The sequence below is a fragment of the Gracilibacillus sp. D59 genome (genome assembly GCF_052246695.1).
Taxonomy (GTDB): Bacteria; Bacillota; Bacilli; order Bacillales; family Amphibacillaceae; genus Gracilibacillus.
On sequence record NZ_JBQQCK010000010.1, the window covers coordinates 170,522 to 189,197 of the forward strand.

Genomic DNA, 18,676 nt, shown 5'->3' on the forward strand with positions numbered 1-18,676 from the left:
AATTCTTAAGAAAGCTCCTAAGGAAAATCCTTAGGAGCTTTACTGCTAAACTATACTTCCTGATTCTTAGCATCAGGAGATTCAAAATGTTAAACCTTTAACGCTACTTCATGTTGATCGACAGTAACCTCTTCCACAACATAAGAACTATTCCTCTAATTCACTAGGTACATTTTCAAGTAATGCATCATATTCTTGCTGTGTAATTGGTAAAACGGTACCGTGACGGGGGTGACTAGGTAAATCGTAATCTTCGGCTAATGTCCATTCCCCAGAATCTAAATCTGTTGTTTCAAAAGGTACATAGCCTTGACCACCAAACTCGTCAATAAATAAGTACCATTTTTCTTCCGTATTGGACTTAAAGATTGCTGGTCCTTCCCCCTGGCTAATTGTTCCTTTGCCGATTCCCTCAGTAATCATTTCAAAATCAGGATCAAGTACAGAATCTCCTACCTCTTGGAAGATAAATTTACCGTTTGGAGTAGTTTCTTCATTGTATCCGCGCTCATCCTTTGTAAATCGATAAATCTTATCATTATGCTCTACCATTGTTGTATCAATTATTGAATAACCATAATCCAAGTAAACTTCTGGTTCACTAAAAGTATGGAAGTCTCTTGTTGTCGTATACATCATACGTTGATAGCTATCTCCTGAATTTCTGTCTTCTTCACTTTCATACAGTTTGGATGCCCAGAAAACAACATATTTACCGATCGTTTCATCATAAAAAATCTCTGGAGCCCACGTGTTGCCTGCTTCTTCAGGAGCTATTTCAACTAATCGTTGTTTTGACCAATTCACTAGATCGGTTGACTCCCAAACCATAATTGATCTGCTTCCATCTGTTTGCGCTCTACTCCAATCCCAATTACCATGTATTTTTAAGTCGGTCGCTATCATGTAAAATTTATCGCCTTCTGGAGAACGGATTATAAAGGGATCTCTTAAACCTTGTTCACCTAATTCTGATGTAATGACAGGCTCACCATCATTAAGTTGCTGCCAGTGAAGTGGGTCATTTCCTTCACTCAAGGCGAAATAAATTTGCTCACCATTTTCAGATCCTTCACCTGTAAAATAACTAAACAGATAACCTTTATAATCCATTGACTCTGGCATTTCTTTTACTTTTGCAACAAATTGTTTAGTTTCTTTTTTACCATTGAGCTCAATAGTCGCTGTTAATGTTACTTCTACGTCACCTTCTCCATGTTCAGGACGTGTTACTTCACCTGTTGTTGTAATGATTGATGGATCTTCTGATGTCCAAGAGATAGTAGTGTTATTCTCCCCTTCTGTTGGTAATGTCAAATTACCACGGACATCATCAATATTATAAACTTGTAACAGGTCTACCGCTTCTTTCACTAAATCTTTGTCTTTGTTCTTGTCTTTTTTACTTTTGTCCTTATCTTTATTTTTTTCAGCTGGACTAGCACCTGTTATAACATCAATACCATCCAACACATAGCTACCAGCTTTCACTACTATTTTTGCTGTATGCTTCTGCTTTTTCAGACCTCGAATGTTATAGGAAGTTTGTCTATCTCCTTTTGCATATACCCGGTAGTCCTCCTCAACCAACTGCTCATCAATATACACATCGATTAACGCATCTGGAGTTGCACCAAATAAATTGAAGCCACTTCCCTTAAAATCAAAGAGAATCGTATCTTCATTTTCTTTCGGTGTGCTGTAAATATTTACACCACGATAATCCATATATTGTTCTTTTACTTCATTGTCACCTAATGAAACTTTTAGCGTATGTTGTTTTTCTTCTAATCCTCTGACAGAATATCTTATACCATCAGCGTCCACATCAAAATTACCGACGCTTTCTCCATCTAATTCCACATGGTAAGTTGTTTCATTTTCTACACCTGCAAGATAATCAATTCCCGTACCAGTGAAATTAATGAAGATATAAGGATTATCATTAAAGTTCGCCCAAGCATTTGTGCTATTAGCTCCCCATGTGTTGCCATTCTCACGGTAAGCATACACCGTATTTTCTTCATTTCCTATTTCTGAATCATCAGCTATTGCAGTAAAGTCATTTGGAGCTAATGTTGTAACAGCTTCAAAATCAACAGGATCATCCGTCTCTATTTCTGCGCGAACAAAACTAGTATAAGCTTCTTTTGCAACAACTTTGAGTGTGTGTTCTGCTTCTTCTAGGCCTGTTGCTTCCCAAACCTTTTTTACAACGGAACTATTATTCAAATAATTAGCTTCACCGACAAGCTCTCCATCTAAATAAATATCTGCTGTTCCATTTGATGAATTTGTTTCACCAAACAATCTGATAGCATTTCCTTTAAAGGTAATTTCAAAAGAATCACCGTCATTTCCCCATGCATTGCGACTGTTGGAACTCCAATCTCCCGAGTAATAAACCTTGTGTAATGTTCCTTGCTCATTAGTTGTATCTGTATGTTCCACTGTTATGCCGTTCCAGACTGGATAATCACTTGATGCCCTCATTTGTGTACGGTTAAAGTGTGCGTAACCTGCCTGGATAAATTCCCAATCTCCGACATATCCAATTGGATTCCATTGATCATCATTGGCTAATGCTTCTTCTTCTGTTCCATAAATTTTACCTTGCGCATTATCCAGCTTTAATGACTCGTATGAATAGCCATTAATTGGTTCAATACGTAAATTATCAACAAGCGTTTCGTAATAACCTGAACCTAATGTCACCCTTCCCGCCATTACGGTAGAATCTTCATCTGTGTAAGAAGTAATTTCTTCACCATCTAGATAAAGGGTAAAGACATTCCCTTTTGCTTCAAATGCTAAGTTGTGCCAAACGGTATTATCAAACGCTTCTATTGTTCCTTCTTCTACTACTTTTCCAAGCTTAAGAATCTCATACTTCCCATCTAAATAAATCTTAGCATTATAGGGTGCTTGAGAATCAGACCATTCCGCTTTCACTTGACGAACACCGATTAGTGCGTAGTTTTCTCTACCTTCAGCTTTTTTAGTATGTGAGTCCAACAAAAAGTCATACGACACTTTATAATTCACCCAACGGAAATCACCTATATTGGTATTCGGGTTAACATTAGCTTCCGATCCGTCTGTACCGCCCCATACAGCCCAATCTGCACCAATTATATCTGGGGTGATTTTTTGTTGTAGCATATTGCCGTGTTTTTTTGCATCCGGGATGTCACGTTTTATTCTTTCATAACTTCCGCTTTTTGCAGGTTTTGTTGCTTCTTTCACCACTTCAAACGCACCGATTTGATCGGTAGTATAACGTGGTGTTCCGCCTCGACGTTCTACATAATCTCTTCCTTTTTCGTCAACACCATATTCATTATACTCAAAATCGTCTGTATATGGTAAAGGCATAATCGTATCTTTTGATAAGTCAACTGGATCGGATTCATATTCAAAATCTTCTATTTCAGCCTTTTTATCTAAAGTAGAAATGGTTACAATGGAATAAGGTTTTACCTCAACCTCATACGTCCCGTCTTCCGGTTGAATAGTATCTATCTGCTGTAACCAATTTTCATCATAATCTTGTCCTTCATCAGGTCCACGAGTCTCCCAAACAAAGACCTCTGCATTTTCCTTTCCACTTAAATTTTGAGCATTAATCGTATATTTTCTTGTCTCTTTCGTATTGTTGGCAAAAATAGTAGTATAATCGTCGGTTTCCGGATCTTTCAATGTCATATAATTATGTGTACTGGTATCAACATCAACACCACCATCAAAGAAGTTACCATCGCTATAGGTTGCATTTTTTATATATTGCCAACGTTCATTTTCAGATGTCGTGTGATCATCATACCCAACAAAATTCATTACATGTCTGACACCTTGAAGACCACCATCCACTTCATAGAAACCTGACCACGGATCAAACGCACTAATTAAATGTTTCGGATTGTATTGTGCACCTTGATAGAATGCAGCAACAGATGGCTGAAAATCAAATGATACTGCATTTAATGGCAGATTTCCTGCTCCTTCCCAGGAATACACAGAAATAATCCGTGAAGTAACATCTATAATCCCAGCACGTCCCCCGAGTCCATTATAATGTGGTTCCATGTTCTCACGGTATCTGGCATTAATCATTGGGGAAATACCTTCTGATACCCACACCTCTTTAGGTTGTTTACCTTCAGCAATTAACTTGTCTTGCAACTCCGAAAGTTCATTAGAACCAGTAAGACCATAATGGGTACTAATCACATCGATTTCGTCCATTAAATGTGGATTGTCTAGTAAAGTTCGACTAATCGTCGCTGTATCTCGATACCCATCAGCCGCAACTAGTTTTATATCTTTATAGTCTGTTTCATAATTCGGTTCTTCTTTTATTTTAGAAGTAAAGTACTCTAACCATTCCACTTCATTTCTACCATTTCCATTTTGCGCTCTCTCATTTTGAGATATCCCAATATAATCTAATCGAAATCCGTACTCTTCATAAACAGCATCGATTGTTTGTTTATACCATTGGTAACGATTCTCATATTCTTTGTCAGCAGCACCTTCCCATGTCCAGCGAGGTTCTCCCCATCTGAGAATTTCTGTTGTGATATCTTCATTAATAGACTTCGCGTCTGCTGCAAACTGGAACCCTGCTCCTCTTAATACATTGGCAGGTTCATCCTCATAACGCATTGTCGCTGGTTCAGTTCCAGACGATGAATTAATATCTCCACCTAATTCAACTTTAACATGCGATAATCCCGCTCCAGTCTCTTTATTGAATAATTGATTCATAATTTCCCAGTATTTTTTTGGATGCTCTTCTTTGTAATCGAGTAATAACCGAGATGTATTATTACCAGATACTGTACCAAATCCTTTAAAGCGACGATATTCATCGATATCATTACCATCGATCGTAATCGTTTTTGAATTTCCCTCGGCTTTGGAAACATTCATTTCAATTAGCATTCCTAATCCTAGCAATATCAATGTAATAGCTATTAATCCAATTGATCGTTTGATAATATTCTTAACAATCATACATTCCCTCATTCCCTCCAAAGTTAGTATAGATAATATTGACTTACATACACCGTACGCTTTTCCTTTAATTATGCTATGTATCATGCTGCCAATGTAATAAACATATCACTCTCAATATCCCTCCTTCTATAATGGATGCGCTTACATTATTTCACACTAACCTTATACTTTTTGTCAATATATTTACTTTTTTTACTATTATTTTTACTTATTATATAAATCTAGGGAAATAGGCCTGGTTGTGATTCGATATAGTTATAAAGTGCCCTGTCTATATTTTTTGTTCACAATATAAAAACAGCCAAACCGAAAAATTTGACTGTTTTTCCCTATCTCACAACCATTGGTCCCACTAACATTTCTAGTTCTCTACCTAATAATAAGTTACAAATATGATCATAACTAACTTCTTTATACGTCGCGAGCAGCTCTTTTACTTTATCCAGACAATATTCTTTTCAATTTCCCTCTTTATTCGCGATAGAGGCAAACTGCGAAGTAATGAAAATTTATCTAGGTGCTAACATTTATTGAGCGGACATTTAGTATCTTATTTGAATAAAAATCACTTGTTTTTTCATGTTAGCGGACATTGAATCCCTTATTTGGTTCATTTCGGCTTCCATTAGCACTATTTTCGATGAATAGCGGAATAGATATCCGCGACCACCCTATATACGGTTATGTCACAAATAGCGGAACGGATGTCCGCGCTCAGCGTAGATTTTCTTTGGAGTCCACGTTATTTCGCAATTTATGTATTTTATGCTTTCAAAAAAGGACTACCCTAAGGCAGTCCTTTCTCATCTTAATTCTCAAACCAATTATTTGCAATAGTCTGCTTATACCAGTAGAAGCTATCTTTCTTGGTGCGTTCTAATGTACGGTAGTTGACGTGTACGATCCCGAAACGCATTGTATAACCTTCCGCCCACTCGAAGTTATCCATTAATGACCATGTAATGTATCCTTTAATATTAACGCCTGATGCGATTGCACGACTTAACGCTGTTAAATGTTGCTCAAGATAATTAATACGTCCAGAATCTTCTACACTTCCGTTTTCTGGTTCATCGTTATAACAAGAACCATTTTCGGTAATATAAATCGGAATATCACCATAGCTATCTTTAATACGCATCAATACTTGATAAAAACCTTCAGGGAAGATCGGCCAGCCGATATCTGTCCGGTCATAATTCATTTCGACCATTTCCCAATCTAATAATCCTTCATTTTCTTTATAACGCGCAACATGTCCGGTGTAATAGTTAATACCGAGAAAATCAACCGGTTGATTGATCGTTTCCATATCGCCATCCTCTATGTCTAATTCGACACCTTTTTTCTTAAACCAATTGACCATAAATTCTGGATAAGTTCCTTTAAAAACTGGATCCATAAACCATTCAATATACCAAGCGATTTCACGATTACATGCATCAATATCTTCTTGACGATTACTATAAGGCTCCAGCCATGTCGTATTCGGCGCAAAGCCAATTTCGCCATCATTTCCAAGCTCACGGAATTTTTGTACGGTTTTTCCGTGGGCTACCAGTAAGTGGTGAGAAATTTGCGTTGCTAATTGCAGATCTTGATTACCTGGTGCATGAACCCCGATGAAGTTGGATAAAAAGGAGATACACCATGGTTCATTTAATGTTAGCCATTTTTTGATTTTCCCAGAAAACTCTTTAAACATTAATTCCGCATATTCTACAAATGCATCAATAGTTTCTCTGTTATTCCAACCACCTTTATCCTGTAATGCTTGTGGCAGGTCCCAGTGATACAAGGTGCACATCGGTTCAATTCCATTTTCTAATAATTTATCAACTAAACGGTGATAATAGTCTAACCCTTCTTGGTTGACTTCACCTGTACCATTAGGAAAAATTCTCGGCCATGCTACCGAAAATCGATACACATCAATGCCAAGGTCTTTCATTAACTCTACGTCTTCTTCATAACGGTGATAACTGTCACAAGCAACATCACCATTATCCCCATTTACGACATTTCCAGGTGTTTTTGAAAATGTATCCCAAATTGAAACACCTCGACCACCTTCATTGGCAGCACCTTCGATTTGATAAGATGCTGTTGCTGTTCCCCATTTCATATCTTTCGGAAACTGTATTATTGCCATTGTTAACCCCTCCAAATATCTATAATTTCGTTAAAAATTGTTGAAATGCTTTATCTGCGTGAGCTGGCAAATGCTCATGTCCATACTCATGGTATAGCGTTATCTGTTTTTCAGAACGAATCTTGTTATAAGTTGCGAACTGTGTAGATGGTGGACAAATGTGATCTCTCATTGCTGTAATCCAATTTACAGATGCGTGAATTCGTTCTGCCAAATGTTGAATATCAATATAGCCTAATTTCGTAAAGATTTCTTGATGCCTCTGATGTGTCGGATCAAAGCATCGGAAAAAATAAGCGATTTCTTCGTAAGCACCGTTTTGGATATCCATATTCCATGCTCTTTCATAATCAGATAGAAACGGATAGACTGCATATACATGTTTGACAGTCGGCTCTAGTGCTGCACAAGCAGTAGCTAATGCCCCGCCCTGTGATTGACCATAGACACCGATACGGTTTGCGTCTACACCTTCTAAGGACTTTAAGATTCTAACGGTTTGTACGGTATCAAGAAACACATACCGATAATACAAAAGATCTGGGTCGTTATCTTCTAAACCTCTAATAATATGGCCTCTTAATGTGGTACCTTTTGTTTTAAGCGTGTCTTCTGATAAGCCTCCCTGTCCTCGACAATCTAATGCAAGGACAGTGATTCCTTGAGCTGCAAAGGCAAGTTTATCTAGCCAATCGCCACTATCCACTGAGTAACCGTGAAAAATAGCGATTGCTTGGCCTGTTGGATTTTTAGGCTTCACCAATTTAGCATGAACACGTGCTCCACCAACCCCTGTAAAATATAAATGATAGCAATCTGCAAAATGCGGTGTGATATCGGCTTTCTCTACATCATATTCTAATGAATACTGTTCTAATTCATCTAAAGCACGCTTCCAATAATCATTAAAATCCTCGGGCTTCGGATTGGTACCATGATAGTTCTCTAACTCTTCGAGTGGCATATCTATGTGCATAGTTGTCCCCCCCTTTTTTACCTATTCTAAAATTCTCTCAATCTCTTTTACTTCTTTATCTGTAAATGAGAGATTTTCTACTGTTTTCATATTTTCAAGGAGTTGCTCTACATTTCGAACACCAATCAACACGCAAAGGAAACCGGTTTCCTCTTTAACACCCAAGCATTGGCCAATTGAGGAACCGATTGGTCCCTTTTATCTGCGATTAGTTTTAATTGTTGTACTTTAGCAATTCGTTCAGGAGTAATCTGATCACTTGAGATCGAGTCCGCGTTTTGAGCAATTCGGGAACCTTCAGGGATTCCATCTTGGTATTTCACACTTATCAGTCCTTGAAATAATGGCTGATAAACAATAGCTCCAAGTCCTTCCTTTTCTAATAAAGGAAATAAATGCTCCTCCGGTTCTCTTAAGAACATTGAATATTGGGCTTGATGTACAACAAAAGGTGTTCTGTACTGCTTGAATAAAGCAATGATCTCCTCCATGATTTCAGGTGGATATTTGGAAACACCCACATACAATGCTTTACCTTGTTTAACAGCTGTGTCTAGAGCCGAAACTGTTTCCTCTAATGGTGTGTCAGGGTCATAACGATGAGAGTAGTAAATGTCTACATATTCTAATCCTAATCTATTTAAACTCTGGTCCAGGCTCGCTAGCATATATTTTCGGAGCCACCATCACCATAAGGTCCATGCCACATATCATAACCAGCTTTAGTAGATATAATCATCTCGTCACGATAAGATGAAAACTCTTTTCATAAAATTTGGCCGAATAAAGATTCAGCACTTCCATTAGGCTCACCATAATTGTTTGCTAAATCAAAATGTGTAATACCATTATCAAAAGCAGTAAACAGAATTTCTTTAGCCTGTTTATACGGTGTATCTTCACCGAAGTTACGATATAAGCCTAATGATATGGCTGGAAGTATCAACCCACTGTTACCACAACGATTATAAGTCATTTTTTTGATATCTTTCTTGATTTGCTATGTATGGCATAATCACCCTCCTTTCATTAGGATACCGGTTTCATTATACCACACGCAAAAGTTATCGTTAACTTAAATGATTTAGGAAAGTCTATTAAGTTAATTATTATATAATTATCTAAAAATTGCAATCGTTTTTTTATTAAAACGATAATTTGAATACGTGAAGTAAAATTATATTTTGGTTAGATATGTAAAAGTAGTCCATCTTGAAGTACAATAAATTGTATTGAACTTCAAAGCTGAACTACTTATACTCTTCGTAAATTCTCGTTATTTTACAGCTTCCATCCATGCTTTTGCCATCAGCGTGTTTCCTGCACTGTTCATATGAACGCCGTCTGTTGTTAAGGCATATCCATTGTTGTTTTCTAAATAATAGACACAGGCTTTATGCGTTGGTACTAATACTGCGTCGTATTCTCTTGCTAGTTGTTGGACAATTTTCACATAATTTTTAAGCAATTTGTTCCCTTCTGAATTCAAATCCTCTTCAATAACGGTTGGTTCCATTAAAATCAATTGACATGACTTTACTTGCTCTAAAAGATGACGATAGGTTGCTTCAAATACTTCCGGTGTGACTTGTTCCATTTCCGGATGATCTAATTGTCGCCAAACATCATTTATACCAATCGAGATCGAGACAACGTCAGGTTCCAGGTCGATCACATCTTGTTGCCAACGTTCTTTTAAATTAATAATTCGATCGCCACCAATACCCCGATTTAAAATTTCAAAATTCTTCTCAGGTATCGTTACGCGTAAATAATCATGAACAAGTCGTACGTATCCTGTTCCTATTCCTTCTTGATCCTCATATCTTCCCCATTCTGTTATACTGTCACCGATAAAAACAATTCGCTTGCCTATATCCATCGTAATACTCCTTCTTTTTCAAACGAGTGTTTTCTTTTTATCATACCACTTTTTTACAATTTGCTCAGCCTTTTTACCATAGATATCAAAATCGAGATCATTTTTGGCCTCTTCTTCAGGATATAATTCCGTCTTCCAATCCCACCAAAAGAATCCAGCAAACCATGGTTTATCCCAAAATACTTGAAATACAGATTGATAAAAATTTGCTTGTTCATCCTCACTAAAAGGTAAATGCGTATTTTCAAAATCCCAAGGCATTGTCGCACAACCTAACGCACTGCGACAACCAATTTCCATAAAAATGATCTGCTTGTTATACTTTTTGGAAAGCTTCTCTAACTTAACACTTATCTGTTCCCACTTTTTTACCATGTTTTCTACTGAATCACCTGGTTTTTCGGCTACCGGATAGTAAGCACTTGTACCGATAAAATCAACGGCATCAAACCATTCCACACCTTCTTCTTTACCATGATTCGCATTATAAATGATAGGACCTTGGTAGAGACGACGAACTTGTTCAATCACAAGTCGCCATCTGTCCACTTGGAATTCTGTATTAATCATTTCACAGCCGATACAGAACATTTCACATTCAAGCTCTTGTGCTAATTCAGCATAATGTAATAAGAAATTGGTATAAGAGCCGAACCATTGCTTCCAGTCATTCTCAGCTTCCTCAGGAAAACCAATACGTGCTCGCCATATACCGTCACGACAATTCACCACGGGTTTCAAACAAACTTTTAAACCTAATGATTTCGCATGTTTTACCGCAAATATAATGTCATTATCTGTCATCGTATGCCCATAATCAAAATGAATAGCTGTTGAATGATACGTATCTTGCAAGGCGAAAAATGACAATGCGATCCATTCACTGCCTGTTTCTTTTAATTTATTTAATGAATCAACTGCTGCTTCTGTACGGTAAGCTCCTCTTGTCGTATTCCAGCCATAAGTCATACCTTTTACGAAAATTTCCTGCATGTTACTCATCCTCAATGTGTAATATGATAAACACTTCTTACGTTAAGTGTTTTTTCTATGTCTTCCTTTGTAAGAGACTGTGTTAGACTTTTTTTATCTATTGTCACGATTTTTGGCTCATTCGCTGATAAATCAAAGAAGTTATCTGATAATACAACATCTTGCTTTAATTGTATTTCCACGTATTTTGTGTAGGATATCGCACTTACGCTTATCATAAATTGTTCGTCACTTTCTTCGACCTTAACATCCAGTTGCGGATTCAAAAATTCAAAATGTTTTGTTTTTGCAAAAATAACCGTTGTACTGCTATATAATTGCCCATCGATATATAGAATTGCTTCTAAATACGTTTGGTACTTCGTTTCATCGTTAATTACATCTGTTAAATTTAAATACTGACAAGCTTTTGCTGATAAAGCTTCTACATCGATATCTAGGCCACCTTCTCGAATGATATTGGACTGATTATCTCGCAATTTCCATTCAATTTGACCAGTAATCGTTTCTAAATGATCATTCGTAACATAAATGGAAGCATCTTTTTCTCCCTCTTCAATCGATAATAGGATAGGGTCATAGAATTTTTTGGCGTAATAGTGTAGCGCCTTCCAACGGCCGTAATAATCTAGACTTGACCACGATGCTACTGGCCAGCAATCATTTAATTGCCAGTAAAGTGATCCCATACACCTGCCTAAATTCCGTCTCCAATGCTCAACACCGTATTTAATCGCTTCTGCTTGTAACAGCTGTGAAGTATAAAGTAGTGCATCAAAGTTTTTCGGGTAAAGGAAGTTCTCAGAGAGATAGTATAGTATCATACCATTTGCATCATCATTTTTTTGATGTTTCTCCATTACCCGAGAAAAAATATTGCGATCTTCCGGTTCTGTAAAACTTTCAATGGTTTTCATCGATGGGAATGACTGAAAACCAAATTCAGAACAAAAACGGAAATAATAGTTACGATAAGCGGTAAATGGTTTTTGACCATGCCATACTTCCCAATAATGTACATCACCTATATTCGGATCACGAGGTGCATCAAAGCCGCCACCTGATGATGGTGATGAGGACCAATAAAAGGTTTGCGGATCATATTTGGCAACAATTTCTGGTAAGATAATTTCGAACAATTTGATATAATCCCGGCGCCAATCCGCCTTCTTTGGCCAGCCCCAATGCTCCATCGCTTCCTCGACTTCATTATTACCACACCAGATACCGAGACTAGCATGATGGCGAATCCGTTTAATTTGATCGATTGCTTCTTGACGTACATTTTGTTCAAACTGATCTGTTAAACGATAGACACTACACGCATACATAAAATCTTGCCAAACAACAATACCGTATTGATCACACAAATCATAAAAGTAATCTTCCGGGTAATGCCCACCACCCCAGACACGAATCATGTTAAAATTGGCTGCGACAGAATCTTGAATGAGGCGCTCTGTTCGCTCCTCCGATGTTCTTGGCAACAAGTTATCTTCGGGAATATAGTTGGCACCTTTCATAAAGATCGGATAACCATTTATGATAAATTCGAATGATTTTCCCCACTCATCTGCCTCATGCTTTACTTCAATAGTTCTTAGTCCGATTCTTTTAGTCAGTTTGTCGATTTGTTTCCCGTCTTTCTCCATCGAAACTTCCACTGTATAAAGTGACTGCTCACCGTATCCTGATGGCCACCATAGTTGCGGGTTATCGATCTTAAATGAAAACTGCTCTGTTCCAGCTTCCTGACTTACTAATTTGCCTGCGGGATCTTTCAACAGAACGGTTGTTTCGCATTTGTTGTTTTCATTTGCTACTGTTACATCCACCGTAACCTGAACGTGATTATTCTCATGAATTTGGTGGATATGTATATCCTCTAAACGATTATCATTCCATGCTTTCATTTCTACATCTCGCCACAAACCTAAGTCAGGGATTTTCGGACCCCAATCCCAGCCATACATACTGTGTGCTTTGCGGACATGTTGATAACCATCGACTGCATGATGGACACCAGCTAAACGATCCATTGCTTGTTTTTCCTCAATATATTTTAATGGTGAGAATAACATTACCTTGATTACATTTTCACCCTCGACTAAAAATGGTTTTACGTTCCATTCATAAATGTGGTGCATATTTTCTGTTGCTGCTACTCTTTGACCATTTAATGAAATTTCAGCAATGGTATCGATACCATGAAAAGTAATTGTGATTTCATCATGTGCAAGTAATGTCTCATCTACTTCAAAGGTTTTGTAGAATAGATAATCTTTCTTTGCAACTTCTAATGCCTGGTCTTCATTATCACGATAAAAAGGGTCTTCGATTTCATTCGCATCTAATAAAGCATTCATTACAGATGCAGGCAATCTGACATCAAATTCTTTTTCAGTCTGTAAATCTTTTATTGTCCAATTGTCATTAAAATTAACTTTTAGCATCATGCACCCCACCTAATTTAGAGTCTTATATACGAGAAGCCGTACTATCTGATAGCACGACTTCGTTTTTTTACATTGATTGATAGAAATCCTTTATCACTTTTTCTGCGGTTTTACCGTACACAGCATAATCAGAGTCTTGATCTGCTTTAGATTCTGAATAGAGGATTGCTTTCCAGTCCCAAAGTCCAAAGCCTCTTACCCAATCACGTTTTGCTGTTTTTTCAAACATATCTTGATAAAAGGCTTTTTGTTCCTCTTGGTTAATGTCACCTTCCAGTCCCCAGTCATTTGGAATCTGTGCAGAGCCCGTTCTACTTGGACAACCAGCCTCCGCAAAGAAAAAATCTTTATTAAAACGCTTAATGACTTTTTCAATTCTATCTAATTGGTTATCCCAGTCTCCTAACGGATAATAGCCACTCGATGAGATAACATCTACTTCATCCCACCATGCTACATTTGCTTCCTGGTATTTATCTGTGTTATATGTGATTAAACCTGTGTATACTTCACGAACATCTCTCACTAAGCTGCGCCATTCTTTTTCTCGACGCTCTGTTTGTACCATTTCACAGCCAACAATAAACATTTCTACCTCTTTTTCTTCTGCTATTTTGGCATAGTGTAACTGATAATCTGTATAACTTTTAAACCACTCTCTCCATTTCGGTTCACATGGTACATCGATATCAAAGAAATTGATATGTGCCCGCCAAATCCCATCAGCAGGGTTAACAGTAGGTTTAATCATTACCTTTAAACCTAAGCTTCGTGCATAATCAATCATATCTTTTAATTCTTCATCTGTTACCATATGTTCACCTTGATAGATAACATCGGTAGAAAATGCTGTTTCTTGTGTTGCAGCTAAAGCAAAAATAACATAATTACTTGCTGTTCTTTCTTTCATTAATTGTAGAGATTCTTTTGCTTCTGGTTTGGTAAAATCTCCACGTTTAGCTCCCCAACCAAACGTGAACCCCTTAATATACTCCATAATTACCTCCGTTATTTTACTGATCCTGATGTTAAGCCATTATATATATGTTTTTGCAAGGAAATAAATGCAATAAATGTTGGAATTATGGCAAGCATGATCCCAGCACAGATAACTTCCCATTCAGACCCATATGGTCCTTGGAATTTAAACAATGCTGTTGAGATAACATGCAATTCCGTTTTCGGCATATATAAGAACGGTGTATAGAAATCGTTATAAACGAAAATACCTCTTACAATGATCACCGTAACAATTGCTGGTTTTAATAATGGTAAAATAATTTTCGTATAAATCGTAAAATACGATGCACCATCCAACATGGCTGATTCGTCCAATGAAACCGAGATCGAATTCATAAATTGCAGAAAAATATAGATAGCGATAATATCCGTACCTAAGTAAAGCACAATCGCCGCCCACATCGTATTAAATAAACCAAGGGCATTTACGATTTGGAATGTTGCTACTTGTGTGGTTACCCCAGGTATTAACGTTGCAAGTAAGAATGCACCCAAAATTAATTTACTTCCTTTAAACTTGAAACGATTCAAAACAAAGGCAACCATAGAACCGATAAGAGTTGTACCAATGATGGAGATCACGAGTATAATTACGGTATTTTTAAAGCCGTTTAACATATTCCCTTCCACAAAGGCACGTTTATAGTTTTCAAAATTCGTCCAATCACTCGGAGGAGTTAGTGGACCTGTTGTTGTATATTCAGTACCTGTTTTAAAAGAGGCAAAAAATACAACTAAAATGGGTAATAGTGCAGCAATTACTCCTAAAATTAATGAACCATACTTTAAAATGCTTCCCGCAGCATATTTTGTTTTCATCTTAATCCTCCTCCGAAAAGAATCGTTTTTGTAGGACAGTTACAATTACAACGATAAATAAAAGAATAACTGCCATCGCTGATGCTAGACCAATTTTTCCGTATTTAAATGCTGTGTCTACTGTTTGAATAACAAATGTTGCACTTCCATTTGCTCCACCAGTCATAATATACGGAATTTCAAATGCGCTTAATGCACCGCTAATTGCTAATACAAGGTTTAAAGAAATAATGATACGGATACTAGGCATAATAATATACCGGAATTGTTGCCAACGGTTCGCACCATCAATTTCGGCCGCTTCATAAATTTCCCCAGAGATGGAAGAAATCGCACCTAAGAAAATAATGAAGTTAAAGCCCATGTATCGCCAAATCGATGTACCAGCTAATGAAATATTGATAATATCTGGATTACCGAGCCAATGCATTGTAAAATCACCAAGGCCGATCATTTGTAGTACTGTGTCTAATGCACCATCTGGTCGGAAGAAAAACAAGAACATAAAACCAATTGCTACCCCATTAAGTAAATACGGGAAGAAAATAACACCTTTAAAAAAGTTTTTTAATCGAACCTTAAAACTTAAAATGGTTGCAAAGTATAAGGCAACTCCCATTTGTACGAATGTTGCAAAGAAATAGTACAAACTGACACCGAATACTCGGAAATACTGTGGATCGGTAAATACAGTGATATAATTTTCCAACCCTATAAATTCTTTTTCACTGTAACCATTCCAGTCTGTAAAACTATACCAGAACATATTTGCAACAGGTAAAAAGGAAAATGTAGCAAGTAATGTAAGTGGCACAATTAAAAAGGATACAATAATAATGATTCGTTGTGTTCTATATGATAATTTGGAAAACATCTAATTGTCGCACCTCCTGGTAAAAACTAAATGAAACTGGAAGCGATCTACTTCCAACATTTCATTTAATTTTCACTTTTCTCTCTATTAATCTATTATTTGTAAGGAGTAGATACTATTTTCTTTAAGACAGTAAAAATAGATTCATTGTGTAAAAGGAACACTATTCACCACTATTGGGTGAATAGTGTACACACATTTTACTTTTCGTTTACTATTTTTTCGTAAGCAGCAGACCAATCTTCATTCCATTTATTCATTAAATCGTCAAATGATTCATCACGGTTACCGATTGCTGCTTCGATTAGAATTTGTTTTCGTGGCTCTAACCAAAGCCCAACTTCCGATTCTTTATCAATTTCATCTAACAAGCCTTTTTTCCCTTCTGGAGCAGGTGTTAGCATCGAGAATTCCCAGCCCTTCTCTTCACCAGCTGCTAAAGCTTCTGGTAGTGGAACATCTTTAGATGCACTAATTCCACCAGCTTGCTCTACAGAGTATCCTGATTCATGAATAAACCAATCTACCCAAGCAAAAGCTGCTTCTTTATTTTCGCTGTGCTTATTGATAGAAATATTCAAATCAGCACCTAATGAGAAGATCGTTTTTTCTGCGTCTGTAGGATAAGGCATAATTGCGATATCGTCTCCATTTTCACCAGCACCTTGAATTTGTTCAAGTGCCCAGGAACCTAATACCATTGTAGCAATTTCCCCTTTATTCATTCTTACTTTAGAAGATTCCCAGTCTGTTGTTAATGGATCTTCTTCAATCAAACCTTTTTCTGCAAGGTCATACATTAATTTATAGTGTTCGTAATGCGGATCCCCTTCATCAAATGGAGTTGGATCTTCAAGCATGTCCACATTGTAATAATCAACACTTCCAGCTGTTGTCGTTACCGCACCTTCCCATTGTGTTAACGGCCAACCATCTGCATAGTTAGTATAAAGTGGAATAGCATCTGTATTGTCTTTAATTTTTTGCATTGCTTTAATAAATTCTTCCTGAGTTTCTGGAATTTCTTTCACTCCAGCTTCTTCAAATACTGCTTTGTTATAAATAATACCTGTGTACGTTACGGCAATCGGAATACCGTACACAGTGTTGTCAACTGCACGTTCTTCTACACCTAAGTAACGTTCTTTCATTTCATCTAATTTACCCATCGGTTCAAAGAACTTTGGAATATCTGCGATAGGTACTTCTACTGGTAAGTACTGTACATCACCATAGTCTTCTGTGTTCATACGTGGCATGATTTCTCCGCCGTAATCAGTTAGTGCTTCAAACTCAACATTTACATTCGGATACTTTTCATTAAATTCCTTTTTATAATCTTGATAGACTGTGTCTACAATATCCGTTCTGTGTGTAATGACAGTAAGATCACCTTTAATTTCCTTGGGATCTTTCTCTTTCCAAGTTTCATATAGTGGTGCATCAGAGCTTGTGTCTTCACCACTATCATTGCTAGTATCTTTACTATCTGATGAGCATCCTGCAATGATACCTATAACTATTAACATACTTGCAAAAAACACTAATAATTTTTTACTCATGTTTTTTGACCCCTTCCCTAATTTCTTTTTCGTTAAGTTAACGTTAAGTTAACAACAACTTAATAATAACTTGAAAACGCTTGCCGGTCAATACTTTTTTTGATTTTTTATAAGTAATATTTATACTTTATGCTAAACTTTTAATAACTTATACACTCATATAAACCTTTGATAGATTTTAACATTCATATAAACACAGACAAACATTATTAATTTAGCGTTAAAGTTATCAAAAATCACAAGCAAGATGTTATCGGTTCAAAAAAATGATCACACACAACCACCCGATCCTGCGAACACTCGCAAAAATAAAAAAGAGAGACTTCCTCCCATTCTGATTAATGATGAGTGCTAAGTCGACGCTGTGGAAAAATACTCCCTTTCCGTGGGCACGGCTTCAGCTAACTTGGTAAAGACAAGCACTTTACCAAGTGGATCTTCAGCTCGCGCTGTTCCCACAGGAGTGTCGCATTTTTCCACAGCTTAGAATAGTGTTCTGTTAAAAGACAGGTATTTCAAAAAGTATAGTTCCATGAGTTCTATATTTTCAAAAATCAGGACATTAAAATTAGCGGAGGCAGAATACGAAGACTCCTATGGGAACAGCACGAGTCTGAAGACCCCGCAGGAAAGCGTTCTTTGCTTTCCGAGGAGGCTGAGGCCGTGCCCATGGAAAGCGCAGTATTCTGCCGGAGCGAATGGTAGCACTCATCTCTAATCAGAACGGGAGAAAGCAAATCACATATGAGTTATTCCGCAGTTTATGTTTTTTGTGCACCATTTCAAACTTTCCCTTTATCGAGTAGGAGGATAATCATTAATTGATTATCCGACCTCTCACACCACCGTACGTACGGATCCGTATACGGCGGTTCCAACTTATTTAGGCATGCACCTTTCTATAGTGCTGTAGACTAGAGATT

At 37.1% G+C, this 18,676-nt stretch carries 10 protein-coding genes and 1 pseudogene; all 11 read right to left on the minus strand.

Going from position 1 to position 18,676, the window contains the following annotated elements:
* Positions 1-147: 147 nt before the first annotated feature.
* Entirely contained in the window at positions 148-5,016 is a 4,869-nt protein-coding gene (locus ACTWP4_RS16670; protein ID WP_443129918.1) for an immunoglobulin-like domain-containing protein, read from the minus strand.
* An 811-nt stretch (positions 5,017-5,827) separates the two neighbouring features.
* The gene (locus tag ACTWP4_RS16675) at positions 5,828-7,171 is read right to left on the minus strand and encodes a GH1 family beta-glucosidase (RefSeq protein ID WP_443129919.1); all 1,344 of its coding nucleotides are present in this window, start codon (positions 7,169-7,171) and stop codon (positions 5,828-5,830) included.
* Positions 7,172-7,190: 19 nt separating this feature from the next.
* Positions 7,191-8,147 (minus strand): acetylxylan esterase, encoded by a 957-nt coding sequence (locus ACTWP4_RS16680; protein ID WP_443129920.1) that lies wholly within the window; start codon positions 8,145-8,147, stop codon positions 7,191-7,193.
* Between the two features lie 21 nt (positions 8,148-8,168).
* Positions 8,169-9,160, minus strand: a pseudogene (locus tag ACTWP4_RS16685) (aldo/keto reductase).
* 263 nt (positions 9,161-9,423) lie between these two features.
* Positions 9,424-10,029: an SGNH/GDSL hydrolase family protein gene (locus tag ACTWP4_RS16690; RefSeq protein ID WP_443129921.1), complete on the minus strand. Its 606-nt coding sequence runs from the start codon at positions 10,027-10,029 to the stop codon at positions 9,424-9,426.
* Between the two features lie 18 nt (positions 10,030-10,047).
* Positions 10,048-11,022: a glycoside hydrolase family 113 gene (locus ACTWP4_RS16695; RefSeq protein WP_443129922.1), complete on the minus strand. Its 975-nt coding sequence runs from the start codon at positions 11,020-11,022 to the stop codon at positions 10,048-10,050.
* A gap of 11 nt (positions 11,023-11,033) precedes the next feature.
* Positions 11,034-13,475 carry a beta-mannosidase gene (locus ACTWP4_RS16700; RefSeq protein WP_443129923.1) on the minus strand — a complete coding sequence of 814 codons (2,442 nt, stop codon included), beginning with the start codon at positions 13,473-13,475 and terminating at the stop codon, positions 11,034-11,036.
* Between the two features lie 70 nt (positions 13,476-13,545).
* On the minus strand, positions 13,546-14,475 hold the full coding sequence (locus ACTWP4_RS16705) for a glycoside hydrolase family 113 (RefSeq protein WP_443129924.1): 930 nt from the start codon (positions 14,473-14,475) through the stop codon (positions 13,546-13,548).
* An 11-nt stretch (positions 14,476-14,486) separates the two neighbouring features.
* A complete protein-coding gene (locus tag ACTWP4_RS16710) occupies positions 14,487-15,317 on the minus strand; it encodes a carbohydrate ABC transporter permease (protein WP_443129925.1) in 831 nt (276 codons plus the stop codon).
* Between the two features lies 1 nt (position 15,318).
* Entirely contained in the window at positions 15,319-16,191 is an 873-nt protein-coding gene (locus ACTWP4_RS16715) for a carbohydrate ABC transporter permease (RefSeq protein WP_443129926.1), read from the minus strand.
* A 200-nt stretch (positions 16,192-16,391) separates the two neighbouring features.
* Complete coding sequence (locus tag ACTWP4_RS16720; RefSeq protein WP_443129927.1) at positions 16,392-17,753, minus strand: ABC transporter substrate-binding protein; 1,362 nt, start codon at positions 17,751-17,753, stop codon at positions 16,392-16,394.
* Positions 17,754-18,676 lie beyond the last annotated feature (923 nt).

Coding starts and splice junctions, on each gene's coding strand:
- ACTWP4_RS16670 (WP_443129918.1), bottom strand. CDS start 5,016: ATGATTGTTAAGAATATTATCAAACGATCAATTGGATTAATAGCTATT.
- ACTWP4_RS16675 (WP_443129919.1), bottom strand. CDS start 7,171: ATGGCAATAATACAGTTTCCGAAAGATATGAAATGGGGAACAGCAACA.
- ACTWP4_RS16680 (WP_443129920.1), bottom strand. CDS start 8,147: ATGCACATAGATATGCCACTCGAAGAGTTAGAGAACTATCATGGTACC.
- ACTWP4_RS16690 (WP_443129921.1), bottom strand. CDS start 10,029: ATGGATATAGGCAAGCGAATTGTTTTTATCGGTGACAGTATAACAGAA.
- ACTWP4_RS16695 (WP_443129922.1), bottom strand. CDS start 11,022: ATGCAGGAAATTTTCGTAAAAGGTATGACTTATGGCTGGAATACGACA.
- ACTWP4_RS16700 (WP_443129923.1), bottom strand. CDS start 13,475: ATGCTAAAAGTTAATTTTAATGACAATTGGACAATAAAAGATTTACAG.
- ACTWP4_RS16705 (WP_443129924.1), bottom strand. CDS start 14,475: ATGGAGTATATTAAGGGGTTCACGTTTGGTTGGGGAGCTAAACGTGGA.
- ACTWP4_RS16710 (WP_443129925.1), bottom strand. CDS start 15,317: ATGAAAACAAAATATGCTGCGGGAAGCATTTTAAAGTATGGTTCATTA.
- ACTWP4_RS16715 (WP_443129926.1), bottom strand. CDS start 16,191: ATGTTTTCCAAATTATCATATAGAACACAACGAATCATTATTATTGTA.
- ACTWP4_RS16720 (WP_443129927.1), bottom strand. CDS start 17,753: ATGAGTAAAAAATTATTAGTGTTTTTTGCAAGTATGTTAATAGTTATA.